Source organism: Nonomuraea sp. NPDC048826 (assembly GCF_043198225.1).
In the GTDB taxonomy this organism is placed as follows: domain Bacteria; phylum Actinomycetota; class Actinomycetes; order Streptosporangiales; family Streptosporangiaceae; genus Nonomuraea.
In genome coordinates, this window is sequence record NZ_JBICUQ010000003.1 from 15798 (window position 1) to 34090 (window position 18293).

General features: G+C 72.2%; 15 protein-coding genes. 9 read left to right on the forward strand and 6 right to left on the reverse strand.

From position 1 onward, the window contains the following. Nucleotides 1–150 precede the first annotated feature (150 nt). A complete protein-coding gene (locus tag ACGFI7_RS10645) occupies nucleotides 151–420 on the reverse strand; it encodes a WGxxGxxG family protein (protein ID WP_393401962.1) in 270 nt (89 codons plus the stop codon). 241 nt (nucleotides 421–661) lie between these two features. On the opposite strand from ACGFI7_RS10645, the gene ACGFI7_RS10650 reads away from it, so the two are divergent. The 3 genes from ACGFI7_RS10650 to ACGFI7_RS10660 are packed head-to-tail and all read left to right on the forward strand — an operon-like array spanning nucleotide 662 to nucleotide 4656. Further along, nucleotides 662–1942, forward strand: a complete 1281-nt coding sequence (locus ACGFI7_RS10650) for an aspartate aminotransferase family protein (protein ID WP_393401965.1) — start codon at nucleotides 662–664, stop codon at nucleotides 1940–1942. Next, nucleotides 1939–3444, forward strand: a complete 1506-nt coding sequence (locus ACGFI7_RS10655) for a CoA-acylating methylmalonate-semialdehyde dehydrogenase (RefSeq protein WP_393401967.1) — start codon at nucleotides 1939–1941, stop codon at nucleotides 3442–3444. The genes ACGFI7_RS10650 and ACGFI7_RS10655 overlap by 4 nt, the downstream gene beginning before the upstream one ends. Before the next feature lie 57 nt (nucleotides 3445–3501). Beyond that, nucleotides 3502–4656, forward strand: a complete 1155-nt coding sequence (locus tag ACGFI7_RS10660) for an extracellular solute-binding protein (RefSeq protein WP_393401970.1) — start codon at nucleotides 3502–3504, stop codon at nucleotides 4654–4656. 152 nt (nucleotides 4657–4808) lie between these two features. On the opposite strand, the gene ACGFI7_RS10665 is transcribed toward ACGFI7_RS10660, so the two are convergent. Then, complete coding sequence (locus tag ACGFI7_RS10665; protein WP_393401972.1) at nucleotides 4809–5009, reverse strand: hypothetical protein; 201 nt, start codon at nucleotides 5007–5009, stop codon at nucleotides 4809–4811. 206 nt (nucleotides 5010–5215) lie between these two features. Beyond that, nucleotides 5216–6544, reverse strand: coding sequence for a 4-aminobutyrate--2-oxoglutarate transaminase (gene gabT / locus ACGFI7_RS10670; RefSeq protein ID WP_393401975.1), 1329 nt, complete (start codon nucleotides 6542–6544; stop codon nucleotides 5216–5218). Nucleotides 6545–6636: 92 nt separating this feature from the next. On the opposite strand from gabT, the gene ACGFI7_RS10675 reads away from it, so the two are divergent. Beyond that, on the forward strand, nucleotides 6637–8133 hold the full coding sequence (locus ACGFI7_RS10675) for a PucR family transcriptional regulator (protein WP_393401978.1): 1497 nt from the start codon (nucleotides 6637–6639) through the stop codon (nucleotides 8131–8133). Here the strand turns inward: ACGFI7_RS10675 and ACGFI7_RS10680 are convergent. After that, the gene (locus ACGFI7_RS10680) at nucleotides 8109–8735 is read right to left on the reverse strand and encodes a TetR/AcrR family transcriptional regulator (protein ID WP_393401980.1); all 627 of its coding nucleotides are present in this window, start codon (nucleotides 8733–8735) and stop codon (nucleotides 8109–8111) included. The genes ACGFI7_RS10675 and ACGFI7_RS10680 overlap by 25 nt on opposite strands. Nucleotides 8736–8964: 229 nt before the next feature. Between ACGFI7_RS10680 and ACGFI7_RS10685 the strand changes: the two genes are divergently transcribed. Together ACGFI7_RS10685 and ACGFI7_RS10690 are read left to right on the forward strand one after the other, a co-directional pair. Continuing rightward, nucleotides 8965–10392 (forward strand): aldehyde dehydrogenase family protein, encoded by a 1428-nt coding sequence (locus ACGFI7_RS10685; RefSeq protein WP_393401982.1) that lies wholly within the window; start codon nucleotides 8965–8967, stop codon nucleotides 10390–10392. A 34-nt stretch (nucleotides 10393–10426) separates the two neighbouring features. Continuing rightward, nucleotides 10427–13006, forward strand: coding sequence for an NACHT domain-containing protein (locus ACGFI7_RS10690; protein ID WP_393401985.1), 2580 nt, complete (start codon nucleotides 10427–10429; stop codon nucleotides 13004–13006). On the opposite strand, the gene ACGFI7_RS10695 is transcribed toward ACGFI7_RS10690, so the two are convergent. Further along, complete coding sequence (locus tag ACGFI7_RS10695) at nucleotides 13003–14106, reverse strand: trypsin-like serine peptidase (RefSeq protein WP_393401987.1); 1104 nt, start codon at nucleotides 14104–14106, stop codon at nucleotides 13003–13005. The two genes, ACGFI7_RS10690 and ACGFI7_RS10695, sit on opposite strands and share 4 nt — an antisense overlap. A gap of 115 nt (nucleotides 14107–14221) precedes the next feature. Between ACGFI7_RS10695 and dxr the strand changes: the two genes are divergently transcribed. Both dxr and ispG read left to right on the forward strand, forming a co-directional pair. Further along, on the forward strand, nucleotides 14222–15412 hold the full coding sequence (gene dxr / locus ACGFI7_RS10700) for a 1-deoxy-D-xylulose-5-phosphate reductoisomerase (RefSeq protein ID WP_393401989.1): 1191 nt from the start codon (nucleotides 14222–14224) through the stop codon (nucleotides 15410–15412). A gap of 40 nt (nucleotides 15413–15452) precedes the next feature. After that, nucleotides 15453–16619 (forward strand): flavodoxin-dependent (E)-4-hydroxy-3-methylbut-2-enyl-diphosphate synthase, encoded by a 1167-nt coding sequence (ispG, locus tag ACGFI7_RS10705; RefSeq protein WP_393401991.1) that lies wholly within the window; start codon nucleotides 15453–15455, stop codon nucleotides 16617–16619. Between the two features lie 63 nt (nucleotides 16620–16682). Here the strand turns inward: ispG and ACGFI7_RS10710 are convergent, their stop codons facing one another. Next, complete coding sequence (locus ACGFI7_RS10710; RefSeq protein WP_393401993.1) at nucleotides 16683–17516, reverse strand: MarR family transcriptional regulator; 834 nt, start codon at nucleotides 17514–17516, stop codon at nucleotides 16683–16685. 105 nt (nucleotides 17517–17621) lie between these two features. On the opposite strand from ACGFI7_RS10710, the gene ACGFI7_RS10715 reads away from it, so the two are divergent. Beyond that, nucleotides 17622–18239 carry a hemerythrin domain-containing protein gene (locus tag ACGFI7_RS10715; RefSeq protein WP_393401995.1) on the forward strand — a complete coding sequence of 206 codons (618 nt, stop codon included), beginning with the start codon at nucleotides 17622–17624 and terminating at the stop codon, nucleotides 18237–18239. The last annotated feature ends 54 nt before the right edge of the window (nucleotides 18240–18293 follow it).

The window sequence follows — 18293 nt, forward strand, 5'->3', positions numbered from 1 at the left end:
TCGTCGGCCGCCGGTGGTGATCTGGGGTGCCCCGGACGGCGTACCGGCCTGCCGTGCCGTACGTCGCGAGGCGGACGGGGCATCCCCTAAGGGACGGGTGGAACCCCGCGCCGGGCCGGCCGGCGCGGGGTTCCGTGAGTGCGCCTGAGCTTACGGACGCGGCGGGCGGTTGGTCATGTGCTCGGCGGTGCCGACATGGTGCTGCTTCTGCTTACGCATGCCGGCCAGGCCCAGCAGGCCCAGCAGGCCGAGCAGGCCCCAGAGGCCCGCGTTGCCGCCGCCCTCGTTCTGCTGCGGCTGCGGCGTCGGGTTGACCTGACTCTGCGCGACGGGAGCCGCGGATGTGTCCGCGGTGGCCGCCGCGGCCGGGGCGAGCGTCAGAAAGAAGGCCAGCCCCAGGCCCGTGAGCGTCTTGCGCATTGGGTTCCCCCGATCCGGCAGTCTGCCTACCTACGGAGACTGCCTGTCGCGTCTCCCGGCCTTGTCCGGAAGGCTTCCCCCTGGTGGGGCGGATCGCCATATTCCCTGCTAGACGTAGCCATACCATCGCAGTGAGGGCTGAAACATCTTCGCCTGTGGGCCGACACCTTGTAAGAGGATGGAGAAGTACGGCGACACCTTGCGGTTTCGGGCATCGCGTGACAACGGCGATACTCAAGACATGTCCGAGCTTCTCGCGCGCCACAAGGCCGTCATCCCCAACTGGGTCGGCCTCTACTACAACGACCCCATCGAGATCGTCAGCGGCAAGGGCAACCGCGTCGTCGACGCCGACGGCAAGAGTTATCTCGACTTCTTCGCCGGCATCCTGACCAACATGATCGGGTACGACGTCCCCGAGGTGCGCGAGGCCGTTGAACGCCAGATCGCCACCGGCGTCGTCCACACCAGCACGGTCTACCTGCTGCGCGGCCAGATCGAGCTGGCCGAGAAGATCGCCCGGCTCTCCGGCATCCCGGACGCCAAGGTCTTCTTCACCAACTCCGGCACCGAGGCCAACGAGACCGCGCTGCTGCTGGCCACGTACGCGCGCAAGACCGACCAGGTGCTGGCCATGCGGCAGAGCTACCACGGCCGCAGCTTCGGCGCCATCAGCGTCACCTCCAACCGGAGCTGGAAGAACAACTCCCTGTCCCCGCTCAACGTGCACTTCCTGCACGGCGCCGACCGGCAGCTCGCCCAGTTCAGGGGCATGTCCGACGCCGACTACATCGCGGCCTGCGTGGACGACCTGCGGCACGTGCTGTCGACCGCCGTCTCCAACGACGTGGCCGCCCTGATCGCCGAGCCGATCCAGGGCGTGGGCGGCTTCACCATGCCGCCCGACGGGCTGTTCGCCGCCTACAAGGAGGTGCTGGACGAGCAGGGCATCCTGTTCATCTCCGACGAGGTGCAGACCGGGTGGGGCCGCACCGGCAGCGCGTTCTTCGGCATCCAGAACCACGGCGTGACCCCCGACATGATGACGTTCGCCAAGGGCCTGGGCAACGGCTTCGCCGTCGGCGGCGTCGTCGCACGCGGCGAGCTGCTCGACGCGCTGCACGCGGCCGGCGTGGCCACGTTCGGCGGCAACCCGGTCTCCATGGCCGCCGCCAACGCCACCCTGGACTACGTGCTCGACCACGACCTGCAGGCCAACGCCGCGCGCACCGGCAAGATCATCATCGACGGCCTGCGGGAGGCCGCCCAGCGGCTGCCGATCGTCAAGGACGTGCGCGGCAAGGGCCTGATGTTCGCCGTCGAGCTCGACACCCCGGCGCAGGCGGCGCGGTTCATGGAGGAGACCAAGAAGGCCGGTCTGCTCGCCGGCAAGGGCGGCCTGCGCGGCACCGCGATCCGCATGGCCCCGCCGCTCACCCTCTCGGTCGACGAGGCCGCCGAGGGGCTCGGCATCATCGTCAACGCACTCGAAGTCATCAACGCAGAGGCAGCGCAGCAGTGAAGTCAGTCAAGCACTGGATCGACGGAGCTCTCGTCGACGGCGACCCCCGCACGTCGGAGATCTTCAACCCCGCCACCGGCGAGGTCAGCGGCACCGTCGCGCTGGCCTCCGTCGCGGACGTGGACGCCGCCGTGGCCGCCGCGGCGGCGGCCTTCCCCGGCTGGCGCGACACCTCCCTGGTCAAGCGGGCGCAGGTGCTGTTCAAGTTCCGCGAGCTGATGTACGCCCACCGCGACGAGCTGGCGGCGCTGATCTCCGCCGAGCACGGCAAGGTGCACGGCGACGCGCTCGGCGAGGTGGCCCGCGGCCTGGAGGTCGTGGAGTTCGCCTGCGGCATCCCGCACCTGCTCAAGGGCGGCTTCTCCGAGGGCGTCTCGACCCGGGTCGACTCCTACTCGATCCGCCAGCCGCTCGGCGTCGTGGCCGGCATCACGCCGTTCAACTTCCCGGCCATGGTGCCGATGTGGATGTACCCGATCGCTATCGCGTGCGGCAACGCGTTCATCCTCAAGCCTTCGGAGAAGGACCCGTCGGCGTCGCTGCTCATGGCGCGGCTCTGGCAGGAGGCCGGACTGCCCGACGGCGTGTTCAACGTGGTGCAGGGCGACAAGGTCGCCGTGGACCGCCTGCTGGAGCACCCCGACGTGCGCGGCGTCTCCTTCGTCGGCTCCACCCCGATCGCCAGGTACGTCTACGAGACCGGGACCGCGCACGGCAAGCGGGTGCAGGCGCTCGGCGGCGCCAAGAACCACATGCTCGTGCTCCCCGACGCCGACCTCGACCTGGTGGCCGACTCGGCCGTCTCGGCGGGCTTCGGCTCGGCCGGCGAGCGCTGCATGGCCATCTCGGTCGTGCTGGCCGTCGACCCGGTCGGCGACGAGCTCGTGCAGAAGATCGTCGAGCGGGTGGAGCGGCTCACCGTGGGCCCCGGCGACGACCCCGCCTCGGAGATGGGCCCGCTGGTGACCGGTCCGCACCGCGACAAGGTCGCCTCCTACCTCGACCTGGCCGTCGAGGAGGGCGCCAAGGTGGTCGTGGACGGCCGCGAGACGCCGGTCAAGGGCGGCGCCAAGGCGGCCGAGGCGCCCGGCTTCTGGCTCGGCCCGACGGTGATCGACCACGTCCGCGCCGGCACGCGGGTGCACACCGAGGAGATCTTCGGCCCCGTCCTGTCGATCGTCCGCGTCTCCTCGTACGAGGAAGGCCTGGAGATCATCAACGGCGGCGAGTACGGCAACGGCACGGCCCTCTTCACCAACGACGGCGGCGCCGCCCGGCGCTTCCAGAACGAGGTGGAGGTCGGCATGATCGGCATCAACGTGCCGATCCCGGTGCCGATGGCGTTCTACAGCTTCGGCGGCTGGAAGGCCTCGCTCTTCGGTGACACGCACGTGCACGGCACCGAGGGCGTGCACTTCTACACCCGCGGCAAGGTCGTCACCTCGCGGTGGCTGGACCCGTCGCACGGCGGGGTGAACCTCGGGTTCCCCACCAACAAGTAGGCGCTGACCGGCGGCGGGCGGCGGCGATCACCGCCCGCCCCCGGTAAGCTCCGAGGCGTGATCCGCAGCCGTCTGCCCGCGCTGGCCCTCGCCCTGACCGCGCTGGGCTGCACGGGAGCGGCCGAGCCGGCCGACCCCAGTCCCGGCTCCGGCCCGACGGCCACGCCGAGTCCCTCGGCCAGCCGCGCGCCGAGCCCCTCGCCGACCGCGAGCCCCACGCAGAGCGACGGCACGCTGCAGATCCTGGCCTACCGCGGCTACGCCGAGTACGGCGGCATCAGCCCGCAGGCCAACTGGACCGGCACCTTCGAGAAGGACACCGGCTGCCGGCTGGCCCGCATCGACACCGTGCAGACGCCTGAGGAGATGTCCGCCCGGCTGCGCACCAGGGCCTACGACCTCGTCTCCGCGGGGCCGGTGGTGGCCGCCGAGCTGATCGAGGCGGGCAAGGTCCAGCCCGTCGACGCCGACCGGGTCGAGGGCTACGACGACATCCCCGAGCGGCTGCGCGACCTGGTCGCCGACGGCGACACCGTCTACGGGGTGCCGTTCCTGTGGGGCTACCACGAGTTCCTGTACGACACGAGCCGGGTCAAGGGCGGCGACCTGGCCGACGTGTTCGGCTCCGGCCGGGTCATGCTGCGCGACAGCCCGCTCACGCTCGCCGACGCCGCGCTGGCGGGCGGCGTGAGCCACCCGTTCGAGCTCGACGCCAAGAGCCTGGACGAGGTGGCCGAGCGCCTGGAGGGCACGTCCGGCCGCACCTTCTGGACCAACCAGCTCGACCTGATCAAGGGCTTCGCGACCGGCTCGGTCGACTACGGCCAGGCCACCCCTCACCTGCGCGAGCTGCTGGTGAAGGCGCGCCAGCCGGTCAAGGCGGTCTCGGCGCGCAAGGTCACCGGCTGGGCCGACTCCTGGATGCTGGGCGCCGGCGTCACCGCCACCGACTGCGCCTACCGCTGGCTCAACCGGATGACCGAGACCGGCACCCAACGCGACGCCGCCGCCTGGAACGGCCTGGCGCCCGCCAATACCAAGGCATGCAAAGGCCGCGCCAGAAGCGTCTGCGAGGCGTACGGTGCGACCAGGACCAACCGCTTGGATCGCGTGGTGTTCGCCACGCGGCCACCCGGAGACTGCCGTCCGCCGAAGGGGGAATGCACCGACTACGCCGCCTGGTCGCAGCGGTGGCGCGAGCTCGTCGAGTAGCGGGGCCGCACTGCGCGGCTCTGTGCCGTCCTGTGCGCTCCGTGCGACCGTGTGCCGCGGGCGCGCCCATCCCCCGCTGGGTGCGACCTGCTGAGACGCCCCGGGCCTTCCCCCCGTCCCGGGGCGTCTCGCTGTCCGGGGGTGCGCGGGCGTCAGCGGATGGGAAAGGCCACCACGGTGGCCAGCGGCGCGGGCACCATGGCCTCGGCGCAGTCGGCGCACGCCATCGCGGCGGTGTCGTCGGGGAAGCGGCCGACGCGCGCCCGCGGGCGCGGCCACCTCTTGTAGCAGACCACACAGGCTTCGCCGTCGCGCTGGGCGCTGGTCATGCCCTCAGGGTCGAACGTCAGCATGTCCGGTGCCGTTCTGGTGGGACCCCAGTTCATCACGCTCCCCGCAGCGGTCGCCCGTCCTCGTGTCGGATCCGTTATAACCCTGTGGGGATCCGTGATCGTCAAGTAGCACGTCAAGTGAGGGTGAATTCTCTACCCGAGACGCGCGCCTTACACCACAAAATCGGGCATCCAGCGACAAGCCGGATGCCCGATTCGTGGTTATATCAGAGGGCGGCGACAGCCTTTTCGAGGATGCCCAGGCCCTCCTCCAGCAGGTGCTCGGGGATCACCAGCGGCGGCAGGAACCGCAGCACGTTGCCGTACGTCCCCGCGGTCAGCACCAGCAGGCCCTCGGCGTGGCAACGCTTGACGATCTCCTGGACCGCGGCGGGGTTCGGGTCCTTGGTGCCCGGCACCACGAGCTCGATCGCGATCATGGCGCCGCGCCCCCGCACGTCGCCGATCACGTCGAACCGCTCCTTCATGGCGTGCAGGCGGGGCAGCATGATCTCGCCGATCCTGCGCGCCTTGGCGACCAGGTCCTCCTCGGCGATCGTCTCCAGCACCGCCAGCGCGGCCTCGCACGCCAGCGGGTTGCCGCCGTAGGTGCCGCCCAGGCCGCCGGCGTGCACCTTCTCCATCAGCTCGGCCCGGCCCGTCACCGCGGCCAGCGGCAGGCCGCCCGCGATGCCCTTGGCGGTGGCGATGATGTCGGGCACAATGCCCTCGTCCTCGCAGGCGAACAGGTTGCCCGTGCGGGCGAACCCGGTCTGCACCTCGTCGGCCACGAACACGATGCCGTTCTCCCGGCAGAACTCCGCGATCCGCGGCAGGAACCCCTTGGCCGGCTCGATGAAGCCGCCCTCGCCGGCGATCGGCTCGATCACCACGGCCGCCACGTTCTCCGCGCCGACCTGCTTGTTGATCATGTCGATGGCCTGGGCCGCCGCCTCCTCGGCGCAGTTCTCCGGCCCCGTCGGCCAGCGGAACGGGTAGGCCAGCGGCACCCGGTACACCTCCGGCGCGAACGGGCCGAACCGGTGCTTGTACGGCATGTTCTTGGCCGTGAGCGTCATCGTGAGCAGCGTGCGGCCGTGGTAGCCGTGGTCGAACACGACGACCGCCTGGCGGCCGGTGGCGTGCCGGGCGACCTTGACCGCGTTCTCCACCGCCTCGGCGCCGCTGTTCACCAGGAACGTGCGCTTGTCGTGGTCACCCGGCGTGATCTCGTTCAGCTTCTCGCAGACGGTCACGTACGACTCGTACGGGGTGACCATGAAACAGGTGTGGGTGAAGTCGGCGACCTGCTTGCTGACCCGCTCCACCACCTTCGGCGCGGCGTTGCCGACGTTGGTCACGGCGATGCCGGAGCCGAAGTCGATCAGCGAGTTCCCGTCGGCGTCCTGCACCACGCCGCCGCCGGCGCGCGTGACGAAGACCGGCAGGGTCGTGCCGATGCCGGTCGGGACGGCGGCCTGCTTGCGGGCCAGCAGCTCCTGCGATTTCGGGCCGGGGATCGCGGTGACGACGCGCCGCTCCTGGGGAATGCTCATGCCTCCGACGGTACGGCGGGCGTCCACCCTTCCCGATACGTCGATATGTCACACTGAGGGTGCTTCGCTTCGCCGGAATGGACAAAACTCGGATGGCGCCATCGCTGCAGGTCGTGGCACGACGGACCGGGCTCCGCCCGCTCGCCGGATCGCTCGACCGCGACGTGCGCTGGGTGGCCGTCAGCGAGCTGGAGGACCCGACGCCGTTCCTGGAGGGCGGCGAGCTGGTGCTCACCACCGGCATGCGGCTGACCAGCGACTTCGACGGCTACGTCGGGCGGCTGATGGCGCGCGGCGTCGCCGGGCTGGGCGTGGCGGTCGGGCTCACCCACGAGGAGGTGCCGCCCGCCCTGGTGGCGGCGGCGGGCGCGGCCGGGCTGCCGCTGCTGGAGGTGCCCAGGGAGACGCCGTTCATCTCCGTCACCAAGGCGGTCAGCGACCTGCTGGCGGCCGAGCAGTACGAGGAGGTCACCCGCGCCTTCGCCGCCCAGGCCGGGCTGACCCGCGCGGCCCTGCACCCCGACGGCACGCACGCCGTCATCGACCGGCTGGCGCGGGAGCTGGACGGGTGGGCGGCGCTGTTCGACGACGCGGGCGACCTGCTGCACGCGACCCGGGGCGCCAGGACGGGGATGGTGGCGGCGGCGATCAAGCGGCTGCGCGGCCGGGGGACCGAGGCGGAACGGGCCCCCGCGACGCTGGCCCTGGCCGAGCCGGGCGAGAACGTCGTGGTGCAGCCGGTGGGCGGCGGGCCGCGGCCCCGGGGTTTCTTCGCCGTCGGGACCGCGCGGGCCTTCACCCCCGTCTCCCACACCGTCGTCAACGCCGCGGGGTCGCTGCTCACGCTCGCCCTGGAGCAGGGGAGCGCCCAGCTCGAAGGCTCTCGGCGGGTGCGCGACGCGGTGCTGCGGCTGCTGCTGTCCGAGCGGCCCTCGGCCCTGGCCGAGGCCCGCACGGTGCTCGGCCCCCTCGGGCCCGGCCTTCCCGACGAGCCCGTCATCGTCCTGGTGGCCGGCGAGGAGTCCCTGGAGGCCCTGGAGTCGCTGGCCTTCACCGCCCGCCTCCCTCCGGGTCCCGTGGCCGCCGACCCTCCCGCGCGGGAACGGTCCGGGGCCGTGGTGGTGATCGTGGAGGAGAGCCGGATGGCGGAGGTCGCCGGCGCGGTGACCGGGGGCGCCGGGATCGGCGGGCCGTGCTCGTACCGGGGCCTGCGGGCGGGGGTGGAGCAGGCGCGGCTGGCCCGCGAGCGCGGCGGGGGACGGGTGCTGCGGTTCGACGAACTGGCCGGGCAGGGGCTGGTGGCGCTGGTGGAGCCCGAGGCGGCGCGGGCGTTCGCCACCGCGAAGCTGGCGCCGCTGGCCGCGTACGGGTCGCGGGCCGACCTGGTCGGCTCGCTCCGCGCCTACCTGGAGAGCAACGGCCACTGGGACGCGGCCGCGCAGCGGCTGGGGGTGCACCGGCACACCCTGCGCTACCGGATGCGGCGGGTCGCGGAGCTGCTCGGCCGTGACCTGGACGATCCCGGGGTGCGGGCCGAGCTCTGGTTCGCGCTGGAGGCGGCCGGTCAGTCCTTGTCAGCCGAGAAGTAGCTGATCGTGGCCTGGGTGACGGCGTCGTAGGTGGCCCCGTCGCGCAGGTGACCGGCCTGTTCGAGGCTGATCGCGCCCTGCGCCGCCGCCCACAGCGCGTCGGCGATCTTGCGCGGCTGGGTGGGGTTGAGATAGCCGGCGGAGATGCACTCGGAGATCACCCGGTCGAAGATGTTGAGCGCCGCCCTGGCGAGGGTGCGGGCCCGCTCGCTCGGCTCGAAGCCGGGGATCGCCCGCTCGAACATGAGGCTGTAGTAGCCGGGCTCGGCCAGGCACGCCTGGCGGTAGGCGAGGACGAGCCCGCCGAGGTGCTCCAGCGGGTCCCTGCGCTGCGGCACGCGCTCCAGCAGGTGGCGGAAGCGCTCGAAGCCCTCCAGGTAGAGGGCCTCGGCGAGGCCTTCCCGGTTGCCGAACATCGTGTAGATGACGGTGGTGGTGCAGGCGGCCTCGGTGGCGATCCGGCGGATGGTCAGGCTTTCGGGCCCGTCGGTCACCAGGAGGTTGACCGCGACGTCGAGCAGGCGGGAACGGAGCTCGTCATGGCCGGCCCGCTCGCCCTGCAAGTAGGCGCCCTGAAGCCCAAGCGGCGCCGAGGAGGTCATGGGCCCACGCCTTTCTGCCGGGGGCCCGCCGCTCTGGGAGACCCGCATCGATGACTTAGCCATGGCGGAGATCGTTCAAACCGCTTCGCATGCTAAACATCCCGAATTGGGCCTACTTCTGTTACATGGCGGGTATACCGCCAGGTTGTACATGACGGCAGAGCCCTCCGGGGGTCTTGTGCACCCTGGTGTAAATCCCCGCCGCGGCCCTTGGCATAACGTCGGAGGCATGGACGTGCGTACCTTCTGGCTCGCAGGCCGCCCCGCCACCGGGGACGCCGAGCTCACCGTGACCAATCCCGACGACGGTCGCGAGGTCGGCCGGGTCTCCATGCCGACCGACGCCCAGGTGGAGGAGGCCGTCGCCGCCGCCCACGCGGTCGCGCGCGAGGCCGCCGCGCTGCCGATCCACCGGCGCGCCGAGGCGCTGGCCCACGTCTCCCGGCGGCTGGCCGAGAGGTCCGACGAGCTCGCCCACCTGATCACGGCCGAGAACGGCAAGCCGATTTTCTGGGCGCGCGGCGAGGTCGGCCGGGCCATCTCCACCTTCCGCTTCGCCGCCGAGGAGGCCCGCCGCTGGTCGGGCGAGGTGCAGCGGCTCGACACCGAGCCCGCCGCCGCCGGCCGGCTGGCCTACGTCTCCCGCGTCCCGTACGGCCCGGTGCTGGCGATCACACCGTTCAACTTCCCGCTCAACCTGGTGGCGCACAAGGTCGCCCCGGCCATCGCCGTCGGCGCCCCCGTGGTGGTCAAGCCGGCCCCGGCCACGCCGCTGTCGTCCCTGGTGCTGGGCGAGATCCTGGCCGAGACCGACCTGCCCGCGGGCATGTTCTCGGTGCTGCCGGTCGCCAACGAGCGGGCCTCCGCCTTGGTGCAGGACCCGAGGCTGCCGGTCGTGTCGTTCACCGGCTCGGCCCCCGTCGGCTACGCCATCGCCGACCAGGTGCCGCGCAAGCACGTCACGCTGGAGCTGGGCGGCAACGCCGCCGCGGTCGTGCTTTCCGACGCCGACCTCGACTGGGCGGCCCAGCGCATCGCGCTCTTCTCCAACTACCAGGCCGGCCAGAGCTGCATCGCCGTGCAGCGGGTCATCGTCGAGCGGCCGGTGTACGACGACTTCGTGGCGCGCCTGCTCCCCGCCGTCGCCGGGCTCGTCGTGGGCGACCCTGCCGACGAGAAGACGCAGGTCGGGCCGCTGGTCTCGGAGGCCGCCGCGGAGCGGGTCGAGGAGTGGGTGCGCGAGGCCGTCGACGCCGGAGCACGCGTGCTGGCGGGCGGCACCCGCACCGGCGCCACGTTCGCGCCCACGGTGCTCGCCGACGTCCCCGCCGACGCCAAGGTGTCCCGGGAGGAGGTGTTCGGCCCGGTCATGGTGCTGCAGCCGGCCGCCTCGGCCGACGAGGCGTTCGCCATGGTCAACGACTCCGCGTACGGGCTGCAGGCCGGGGTGTTCACCCGGTCGCTGGACACGGCGTTCCGGGCCAACCGGGAGCTGGAGGTCGGCGGGGTGATCATCGGTGACGTGCCGTCCTACCGGGCCGACCAGATGCCGTACGGCGGGGTCAAGGACTCCGGCATCGGGCGTGAGGGCCTGCGCTCGGCCATGGAGGATCTCACGTACGAGAAGGTCATGGTGCTCACGGGGCTCGATCTCTGAGAAACGGGTGCGCCGCTCGGGGCGATGAACCCGTATGGGCGATAAGTACCGTTACGTCGACGCGGTGCGGCTGCTGGCCGGTACGGACCCGGCCGTCCGGGTGCCGGCCGCGCTCACGGACACGGCGGCCGCGCCGCTGCTGCCCATCCCCGCCGTGCTGGAATCCCGGACCGACCTGGTCGAACTGGGCGCCGACCTGCTCGGCCGATGGCGCGACTGGCGGCCGGGCAGCTCCTGGCGCACCCGCACCGAACGGTTCGAAGCGGCCCACGCCGTGCTGGTCGTGACCGCGTACCTGGAAGCCCTCGGCACGCTCGACCTGCCCTTCGCCTGGGAGGACCTGTACGGGGAGGACGGCGGGCACCACTGGGAGCTGGCCGCGCCGCTGCGCCCGGTGCCGCACCGGCCGTTCAAGCAGGCCGTGGCCGCGGTGCGCGGCTCCTACCTGGAGCTCGGCCGCGAGCTGCTCACCATGATCAGGGACCGTGAGTCGTGGGATGAGCAGGACGAGCACGCCCGGCAGTGGATCGCCGCCGCACTCGGCGACGAGCTGGCCGAGGCGGCGGTGCTCCGCTACACCGACCGCTACCGCGCGCTCGCGCACGACGTGCCGGAGCTGGCGTTCTGGGCCGGGATGGCCGAACACCGGCCCGTCCTGGCCGGGATGGCCGAACTGGAACGGCTCGTCTCGCTGGTCGCCTCCGGCGAGACGCTGCCCGACCGGCTCGCCGCCCTCGACCGGCTGCACCAGGCCGCGCTCGTGCGGCCGATCGCCGAGACAGGCGACGTGCCCATCGGGATGCGGCTGCCGACGCTCGCCCAGGCGTACGTGCCCCCGAGGTTCAGGACGGCCGAGATCGCGCCCGGCGACGACCCGAGCGTCGAGACGTGGTGGGAGGGCCACGAGCTCCGCTCCGACCTGCCCGGGTTCCTCGCCGGGTTCCTCACCGCGCCGATGGCCGGCGAGGTGCCGCTCATCGTGCTCGGTCGGCCGGGCTCCGGCAAGTCGGTGCTGACCAAGGTGCTCGCCGCCCGCCTGCGCGACGCGTCCTTCCTGCCGATCCGGGTGCCGCTGCGCGAGGTGTCGGCGACCGCGGGCATCCAGGAACAGATCGAGCAGGCCGTCTACCACCTGAGCGGCGAGCGCCTGGAGTGGCCCGCGCTCGCCAGAGCAGCGGGCGGCACGCTGCCGGTGATCATCCTGGACGGCTTCGACGAGCTGCTCCAGGCCACCGGCGTGCGCCAGTCGGACTACCTGATGAAGGTCGCCAGGTTCCAGCACCGCGAGGCCGACGCCGGCCGCGCCGTCGCCGTCGTCGTCACCTCCCGTACCGCCGTCGCCAACCGGGCCGGCCTGCCCGAGGGCACGGTCGTGGCGCGGCTGGAACCGTTCGACACCACCGCCGTGCGTGCCTGGCTGGAGGTGTGGAACGCGGTCAACGCCGACTACTTCCGCGCCGCCGGGCTGGAGCCGCTCACCATCGACGTGGTGCTGTCGCACCCCCGGCTCGTCGGGCAGCCGCTGCTGCTGCTCATGCTCGCCTGCTACGACGCCGACGGCAATGCGCTGCGCCGCGAACCCGGACCGCTCGGCCACGCCGAGCTGTACGAGCGGCTGATGACCGCCTTCGCCGCCCGCGCCCTGGAGAAACGCCACCCCGCCGAGCAGGTGCCCCGCCTCGTGGAACGGGAGCTGCTGCGGCTGTCCTTCGCCGCCGCGTCCATGGTCAACCGGGGCCGTCAGTGGGCCACCACCGAGGAGGTCGACGCCGACCTGGAGGTGCTGCTGCCCGAGCAGCGCAGGACCCCCGGCCTGGCCGGGCCGCGCGGCGGCGCGCACGAGGCGCTGGCCCGGTCGTTCTTCGTGCACCGGGCCAGGGCGGTCCGCGACGACGAGGTGCTGCACACCTACGAGTTCCTGCACGCCACCTTCGGCGAGTTCCTCATCGCCAGGCTGCTCGCCGCGCTCATGCGCGAGCTGGTGGCACAGGAGTCCAGCCTGGCGCTCACCGGCGTGCACGACGGCCTGCTCCGCACGCTGCTGTCATGGGCGGCGATCTCCTCGCGGCTGCCCGTCGTCTCGTTCCTGCGCGAGCTGGCCAGGGACGCCGACCGCTGGCGCGGGGTGCTGCTCCGCCTGTTCAGAGAGCTCGACGCCCGCGACGACTCCTCCATCGCCGCCTACCGGCCGTGGATCGCCGGGCCGCAGCGGCGCTACGCCTACTACTCGGCCAACCTCATGGTGCTCGCCCTGGCCTGCTCGCCCGAGCTGCGGGCGAGCGAGTTCATGCCGGGACACGAGGACGTGGTCACCGAGTGGCGCAGCTACGCGCTGCTCTGGCGGTCGCAGTGCGCGCTGGCCGAGTGGCAGAGTCTGGTCGAGCTGGTCGCGGTGCGCCCCGTCTGGTCCCAGCACGACGTACGGGACCTGCATCTGAAGCTGTCACCCGAGACGCTCTGGGAACCCGGCGCGTTCAGCTGGTCCTGGGCCGGGGTGGACAAACTGCTGTCGATCGCCCAGCTCCGCCGACAGATCACCTTCTCCGCGCTGGCGGACGAGGGCGCCCTGCTCGCCCTGTACGTGGACGACGTGCGCCGGCCGCACCGGCCCTAGGCGCGCTCGGCCGTCAGGTAGAGCTTCCTGACCGCCTCGCCCAGGATCGGGCCGTACATGGTGCGCTGGTCGTCGCTGTACTTGAAGCTGCTCAGCGAGGTGATCGTGCCCCTGCCGGTGGCCGTGTCGAAGCGCGACAGCCACGGGCCGCCGCTGGAGCCCGCCGTCATGTCGCAGCCGAGGCCCTGGTCGTGCGTGTCGCCGTAGGGGTCGTCGCGCAGCCGGCCCGCGCAGTAGACCAGATGTTTGCCGTTGTAGGGCGGGTCCGCCGGATAGCCGAAGCCGACCGCGTGTCCGCCCCGCGGGCTGTTGAAGGCGATGTCCTGGGCGCCCACCACGTCGGCGACGTGCCGGCCGCGCGACGGGGCCAGCGCCACCATGCCCACGTCGTAGCTGTCGTCGGAAGACTGCGACCAGGGCCCGGCCACGAACATCCGGCGCGCGGTCCACTGCCCGTACGGCTTGTCGCCGCCGTTGCCGTAGGCCGGGACGAACGTCCAGTTCTTGGCCCAGGCGCCGGCGCCGTCCTTGACGCAGTGGCCGGCGGTGATCACGAGGTCGCGGCTGCGGCCGCGCACGGTGCTGGCCGAGCAGACGAAGTCGACGCCGTTCATGGTGAGGAAGACCCGGCCGGTGGTCCTGGCCACGGCGCCGCCCACCGCCCAGCGGGAACCGGAGGTGGTGGCGAGCGGGCGGGCGGACTGGTGACGTGCCCCGGCCCTGGCGCCGCGCCGGGGCGGGACCACGGCGACCTTGCCGCCGGTGACGGCGGGGGACAGGCCGAGGCCGGTGCCTCCGGTGAGGCCGCCCAGCAGCCCGCCCTGCTTGCTGACCAGGCCGGGCAGGTCGATGGGCAGGGCCTTGGCCATGCGGTCGGGCGTCCAGTAGGAGAGCACGCGCAGGTGGTCGGCCGGCTCGCGGGCCGCCACGTGCTCGACGACCTCGCCCACGGCGGGGGCCTGCGGCAGATGGGTGGCGGCCGCGGTCCGCGGAGTGAGGGCCGCGCTCGCGTGCTGCTCAGGGGCCGCGCCGAGAAGGGCGGGGCCCAGCAGGCCCGCGACGAGGGGCGCGGCCGCGAGCAAGGGGGTGCTCAGGGTCATGCCCCATGAGTGTGCACTACCAGATGTGTCCTTGCGGCTACTTTCCGTTAATTTCCTGAGGGCGCGTCGCCGGTTCCGTGCGCGGGCAGGTCCGGTGGGGGGAGAGAATGGACGGGTGCGCGCACAGACCCTCCGCTCCGTGACCGTGCTCGGGTCCACCGGCTCGATCGGCACCCAGGCCCTCGACGTGATCGCCGCCAACCCGGATCGGTTCCGGGTCGCCGGGCTCGCCGCCGGGGGCGCCAGGGCCGACCTGCTGGCCCGCCAGGCGGCCGCGTTCCGGGCCGAGGCGGTCGCCGTCGCCGACCCCGCCGCCGTGCCCGCGCTGCGCGAGGCGCTGGCGGCGCACGGCGCGAGCCCCGAGGTGCTGGCCGGCGCCGAAGGGGTGGCCGAGGTGGCCGGGAGGCCGTGCGACACCGTGCTCAACGGCATCACCGGCGCGCTCGGCCTGACCTCCACGCTGGTCGCCCTGGAGGCGGGCCACACGCTCGCGCTGGCCAACAAGGAGTCGCTGATCGTCGGCGGGCCGCTGGTCAAGCGGCTGGCCGGGCCGGGGCAGCTGGTGCCCGTCGACTCCGAGCACTCGGCGCTGCAGCAGTGCCTGTGGGCCTCGGGGCCGCGCGGGCACGACCCCGAGGCGGTCAAGCGGCTGGTCGTCACGGCGAGCGGCGGCCCGTTCCGCGGCCGCACCCGCGCCGAGATGACCGACGTGACACCGGAGATGGCGCTGGCCCATCCGACCTGGTCCATGGGCCCGGTCATCACCATCAACTCGGCCACCCTGGTCAACAAGGGCCTGGAGGTGATCGAGGCCCACCTGCTGTTCGACATCGGCTTCGACCGGATCGAGGTCGTGGTCCACCCCCAGTCGGTCATCCACTCGATGGTCGAGTACGTCGACGGCTCGACGATCGCCCAGGCGAGCCCGCCCGACATGCGGCTGCCCATCGCGCTGGCCCTCGGCCATCCCGGGCGGGTCCCCGCCGCCACCGCGCCCGTCGACTGGACCAGGGCCCACACCTGGACCTTCGAGCCGCTCGACGACGCCGCCTTCCCCGCGGTCGCGCTGGCCAGACACGTCGGCTCGGCCGGCGGCACCGCCCCCGCCGTCTACAACGCGGCCAACGAGGTGTGCGTGGAGGCGTTCGTCAAGGGCGGGCTGCCGTTCCTCGGCATCGTCGACACGGTCGCCGAGGTCGTCGAAGAACACCAGGTCACCCCGGCGAGCTCCGTCGAGGAGGTGCTCGCCGCCGACGCCTGGGCCCGCGCCCGTGCGGCCGAGCTCACAGCCGGGCACTCCCGTTAGCTCCATAGACTGGAAGCGTCGTCGACAATCAAGGGTTGAAATGTCTCCTGTAGCACTCGGCATCCCGTCGGTCCGCCCCAAGCCGCTCGCCGAACGCCGACACTCCCGTCAGATCATGGTCGGCGACGTCCCCGTGGGCGGCGACGCCCCCGTCTCCGTGCAGTCGATGACCACCACGGTCACCGCCGACGTCAACGCCACCCTCCAGCAGATCGCCGAGCTCACCGCCTCCGGCTGCCAGATCGTCCGGGTGGCCGTGCCGTCCCAGGACGACGCCGAGGCCCTGCCGATCATCGCGAAGAAGTCGCAGATCCCGGTCATCGCCGACATCCACTTCCAGCCGAAGTACGTCTTCGCCGCCATCGAGGCGGGTTGCGCGGCGGTGCGGGTCAACCCGGGCAACATCAAGAAGTTCGACGACAAGGTGGGCGAGATCGCCAAGGCGGCCGCCGACCACGGCGTCCCGATCCGCATCGGGGTCAACGCCGGCTCGCTCGATCCCCGGCTGCTGCAGAAGTACGGCAAGGCCACGCCCGAGGCGCTGGTCGAGTCCGCGCTGTGGGAGTGCTCGCTCTTCGAGGAGCACGGGTTCCGCGACATCAAGATCTCGGTCAAGCACAACGACCCGGTCGTCATGATCAACGCCTACCGGCTGCTGGCGGCCCGCTGCGACTACCCGCTCCACCTCGGCGTCACCGAGGCGGGCCCGGCTTTCCAGGGCACGGTCAAGTCGGCGGTGGCGTTCGGCGCGCTGCTGGCCGAGGGGATCGGCGACACCATCCGGGTTTCGTTGTCGGCGCCTCCGGTGGAGGAGGTCAAGGTCGGCACCGCCATCCTGGAGTCGCTCGGGCTGCGCGAGCGGGGGCTGGAGATCGTGTCCTGCCCGTCGTGCGGGCGGGCCCAGGTCGACGTCTACACGTTGGCCGAGCAGGTTCAGGCCGGGCTCGAAGGGATGAAGGTGCCGCTGCGGGTGGCCGTGATGGGCTGCGTCGTCAACGGGCCCGGCGAGGCCAGGGAGGCCGACCTGGGCGTGGCCTCGGGCAACGGCAAGGGCCAGATCTTCGTCAAGGGCGAGGTCATCAAGACGGTGCCGGAGTCGCAGATCGTCGAGACCCTCATCGACGAGGCGCTGCGCCTGGCCGAGGAGATGGGCGTGGCGGTCGACCTCGATGACGACGCCACCGGCCCCGAGGTCGTCGTGCGCTGACCTCCGTACTGACCCCGAACCCGTACGAGCGATCCGCTCGTACGGGTTCGCTGTTTTCCGTGGTCAGGCGGCGAGGAGTTCGGTGAGGAGGGCACGGAGCTCGCGCTCGCCCTCGTCCCCCAGGAGCGACAGGACCTCCGCCTGGAGACCCTCGGCGGCGTCACGGACGACGGCGAGGCATTCCCGGCCGCGCGGCGTCAGCTCCAGCGCGTAGCGCCGGCGGTCGGCGGGGTCCTGGCCGCGGGCGACCAGGCCGAGGCGGACCAGCTCGTCGACGATCTGCGCGGCCGCCGGCTCGGTCACCTGCATGCCCTGGGCCAGCCGCTGCTGGGAGCAGGGGGCCAGCGCCTCCAGGGCGGCCATGCTGCCGAAGTGGCGGGTGCGCAGACCGGTGCCGGCCAGCCGGGCGTCGCCCATGCGGCGCAGCCGGTAGTGAGCCTGCGCGACCAGGTAGGCGGTGGTCCCGAGCGGCTCGGGGTCGGGGAGCAGCAGGCTGAGCAGCTCGTTGAGCCGCTGCCGTTCGGTCTCGGTCAGTGACGCGGTGATCCGTGCGTCCCGCTCGGCGACCGCCTCCCGCATGCCGTCGCGCGCCTTGCGCCCCTCGTCGGTGATCGACAGCACGTAGGAGCGCCGGTTGGCGGGATTGCGGGTACGGGTGACGTACCCGGCTTCCTGGAGCCGGTCGATCAGCCGCACCATGATCGTCCGGTTGATGCCGAGCCGCTCGGCCAGCTCGTGCTGGGAGTCGGCGTCCTGGTCGGCGAGGGTGTCGAGGACGACGAAGTCGCGCGAGCGCGGGTCGTCGCCCAGCGCCTCGGCGGTGAAGTGGGCGTAGGTCCGGCGCAGCAGCGCGCCGAGCGACCTGCGCAGCGCTCCCGCGAGCGTCCTGTCCTGCATGTGGCGCACCTCCGGCAACGCAGCTTACCGAGAGCAATGATGGTTAAGCGCTTAAATAGTTGGCAAGTTGATGGTTATAGTAGTTGACATACCGAGGAGGAGAAAATGACCTATCGGCTGGACATGTCGATGATGTTCGCGCTGCACGACGCGCTCCGGCGCGAGCTGGAGCGCATCACCCGGGTGGCGGCCAGGACGGGCGACGACCCGCGGCGGATCCTGGCGGCCGCCGCCGGATGGGAGCTGTTCAAGAAGTTCCTGCGGGTCCACCACACGTCCGAGGACGACGCGCTCTGGCCCGCCATGCGCGGCGCCGTGACCCCTGACGGCCTGGCCCTGCTCGACGCCATGGAGGACGAGCACGCCGCCATCGACCCGCTGCTGGAGGCCGTGGACGCCGCGCTCACCGACCGCGACCACGGCGCCGAACGGCTCGCCGGCCTGGTCGACGCCCTGGCCACCGGCCTGGCTGGGCACCTGAAGCACGAGGAGACCGAAGGGCTCGCGCTCATCGACGCTACCCTCGGCCCCGAGCAGTGGAGCCACTTCGGCCAGACCCATCGCGACCGCATCGGCGACGACCTCACGACCTACCTGCCCTGGCTGTGGGACGGCAAGGAGCCCCGGGTCGTGGCCGCCGTCCTCGACGGCCTGCCCCCCGCAATCCGGGAGGCGTACCGCGACGAGTGGCGCCCCGCCTACGACCGTCTGGTTCTCTACTGAGAAGAGCCAGGGCGGCATCACGGGATGGCAAGCAATTCTCCATACCGTCCGTCA

Excerpts from the sequence above, each read along its gene's own strand:
- ACGFI7_RS10645 (WP_393401962.1), bottom strand. The coding sequence starts at position 420 with ATGCGCAAGACGCTCACGGGCCTGGGGCTGGCCTTCTTTCTGACGCTC.
- ACGFI7_RS10650 (WP_393401965.1), top strand. The coding sequence starts at position 662 with ATGTCCGAGCTTCTCGCGCGCCACAAGGCCGTCATCCCCAACTGGGTC.
- ACGFI7_RS10665 (WP_393401972.1), bottom strand. The coding sequence starts at position 5,009 with ATGCTGACGTTCGACCCTGAGGGCATGACCAGCGCCCAGCGCGACGGC.
- gabT (WP_393401975.1), bottom strand. The coding sequence starts at position 6,544 with ATGAGCATTCCCCAGGAGCGGCGCGTCGTCACCGCGATCCCCGGCCCG.
- ACGFI7_RS10675 (WP_393401978.1), top strand. The coding sequence starts at position 6,637 with ATGGCGCCATCGCTGCAGGTCGTGGCACGACGGACCGGGCTCCGCCCG.
- ACGFI7_RS10680 (WP_393401980.1), bottom strand. The coding sequence starts at position 8,735 with ATGACCTCCTCGGCGCCGCTTGGGCTTCAGGGCGCCTACTTGCAGGGC.
- ACGFI7_RS10685 (WP_393401982.1), top strand. The coding sequence starts at position 8,965 with ATGGACGTGCGTACCTTCTGGCTCGCAGGCCGCCCCGCCACCGGGGAC.
- ACGFI7_RS10690 (WP_393401985.1), top strand. The coding sequence starts at position 10,427 with ATGGGCGATAAGTACCGTTACGTCGACGCGGTGCGGCTGCTGGCCGGT.
- ACGFI7_RS10695 (WP_393401987.1), bottom strand. The coding sequence starts at position 14,106 with ATGACCCTGAGCACCCCCTTGCTCGCGGCCGCGCCCCTCGTCGCGGGC.
- ispG (WP_393401991.1), top strand. The coding sequence starts at position 15,453 with ATGTCTCCTGTAGCACTCGGCATCCCGTCGGTCCGCCCCAAGCCGCTC.
- ACGFI7_RS10710 (WP_393401993.1), bottom strand. The coding sequence starts at position 17,516 with ATGCAGGACAGGACGCTCGCGGGAGCGCTGCGCAGGTCGCTCGGCGCG.
- ACGFI7_RS10715 (WP_393401995.1), top strand. The coding sequence starts at position 17,622 with ATGACCTATCGGCTGGACATGTCGATGATGTTCGCGCTGCACGACGCG.